Consider the following 2,042-nt stretch of genomic DNA (forward strand, 5'->3'; position numbering starts at 1 on the left):
AAAACATAGTTTCATTTTAGTAATAAAACGAAAAAAAACTTGTTTTTGTATCTGAATACAATTGTCGAAGAGGTCTATTGTAGGTCATAACCCAATTGCGTTGTCATTTTCCGTGGCTGGGATAAAACCGAATAGGTCAAATAAAGATACTTTCACAAACATTATTGCAGAAGTAAAAAGTGAATTTGTCATTAATATTGTCAATGAAGCAATGGTAGTCAAGATGGCAAAAACAGCAACTGTTTTAGATTATGGTGTGTCTGAATTTGAATATTCAGGACTTACAAAGGAAAAAAGTCTAACCGTAAAACCTTTTCGTGTAAAAGAGTCGCCTGTGTCTTTTGAGTGTGAAACTTTTAAAGTTGTAGAAGTCGGCATTTCAAAACTCATAATTGGGATTGTCAAACACTTGTACATTTCAGATGAACTTTTAGAAAATAATTTTAGGATTAATCAGTCAAATTTGAAAGCAATTGGTCGAATGGCTGGTTCAGATTATTGTGTGTCCACCAATTTGTTTACTGTTGATGATGAAAAATGTTTTCCGCTGTAATGCAGTGTCCACATAGGGTTGCAGCTAACGAGCAGGGCTTTATGCAGGTTGGGAAATAGAATTCCGTCTGCCAGAAACCGCTGCTAATTGAAAATATAAAGTTGAAGTTAAGTACAAAAGTTCAGCGATGTACGTCCTGCCCGAACAAAAGCTGAACAGAATTACAAATGCTCATTGTTATTTCGTCTGCCCAACTTGCACAAAACCCAATGTTAGCTGAAGCCCTATTGAGTTAGAGTTCTAATGTGTCAATGAGAACTGAATGGATTTTTAAGATGTCTTTGTTATCTAATTTTGCTCGTTTACTTGTAATTCTGTCAAACGAAATTGTTCTGATTTGATGGCACAATGCGTAACTGTCAGCAGTAAGTCCTGCACTACCTTTTAAAATTTTTACGATTGTGAAAAGACTATATTTTGCTTCTTTGGTTGTCAATGGTACTACAACAGCCAAGTCAAGATTATTGAATGATTTGATTACAACACAAGGCCTTTCCATTCCTTGTTCGTGACCTTTTATTTCTTTAGGTGGAATGCCAAGATTGACATTAATGATTTCCCCTTTAGTATAATTTTGCTTCATTAGTTTGATAGATTTAAAGCAAAATCGTCCAAGCCCAAATCAGCAAATTGTTTTTGTTCTTTGATGAAGCTATTGTCAAATGACAAGTTGGAAAATGATTGTCTTGTTGAATGGGATTTTAAAATTCCTAATTCTGTCGCCAATGCAGAATATTCTTGTGCTGCATCAGCAATAAGAAACGCTAATTCATTAATAGTTTTATCAGAAATTTTTAATTTTTCATCGCTAATAATGTCTGTTGCAACTAATACAAACTCTATGTGAAGGGAAGAGTTTGTCCAATCAACAATCTTTTGTGTTGTTTCGTCATCAAGATTTGCAAATGCTAATGAAGCAATAAATTGTGAATAGGTTATGTCTGGAAGTTGTTCAAGATTTGAAGAGAATGTGTCTGGTGAAAACTCATTTGAGCTCATAATAGACTCTACGACTCTTTGGTTGCAACGCAAAGCAAAAAGAATGTTATCAGTTAAAACTTCAAGTTTTTTGTTTGACCTTAATTCTTCTATTTGAGGGAAAATGTCCTTGAACATTTCTAAATAATCAAAATTTGTGTCAGCAGACAACCATTTCAATGCTTTAATTCTCAAGTTAAAAACCTGATTGAGCATATTAGTTGATTGAGCTTTAATTTTTTCTCCCGAAATGATAAGCGTTTTTATGTCGCTAGAAAGACGATTTAGGTCCTTCTTTAAAGGGCTTTGAAGTTGAGAATACAGGTTATTTCTCAACTGAAAGCAGATTACATCATAATTTTTTGCTGTTGCTATCATTTGGTCGCAAATTTAGCACTATTTTTTATAGAATACCAATGTGAAATGGTTAATTCAACGTGAGTTCGGTTTAAGGTGCTAAGCAAAGTTGTTTAGAATCTTCCATTTGGATGTTGAGTGAAGGCTTTTTGGT

General features: G+C 33.8%; 3 protein-coding genes. 1 reads left to right on the forward strand and 2 read right to left on the reverse strand.

All coding sequences use genetic code 11. The features are described from left to right. The first annotated feature begins 61 nt into the window (after nucleotides 1-61). Nucleotides 62-553 (forward strand): flavin reductase family protein, encoded by a 492-nt coding sequence (locus ACT9TX_RS18290; protein WP_481340531.1) that lies wholly within the window; start codon nucleotides 62-64, stop codon nucleotides 551-553. A gap of 232 nt (nucleotides 554-785) precedes the next feature. On the opposite strand, the gene ACT9TX_RS18295 is transcribed toward ACT9TX_RS18290, so the two are convergent. Further along, a complete protein-coding gene (locus ACT9TX_RS18295) occupies nucleotides 786-1,136 on the reverse strand; it encodes a type II toxin-antitoxin system PemK/MazF family toxin (protein WP_481340533.1) in 351 nt (116 codons plus the stop codon). Then, entirely contained in the window at nucleotides 1,136-1,909 is a 774-nt protein-coding gene (locus tag ACT9TX_RS18300) for a hypothetical protein (RefSeq protein WP_481340535.1), read from the reverse strand. The genes ACT9TX_RS18295 and ACT9TX_RS18300 overlap by 1 nt, the downstream gene beginning before the upstream one ends. Nucleotides 1,910-2,042 lie beyond the last annotated feature (133 nt).

Source organism: Parasediminibacterium sp. HNIBRBA5674 (assembly GCF_056745525.1).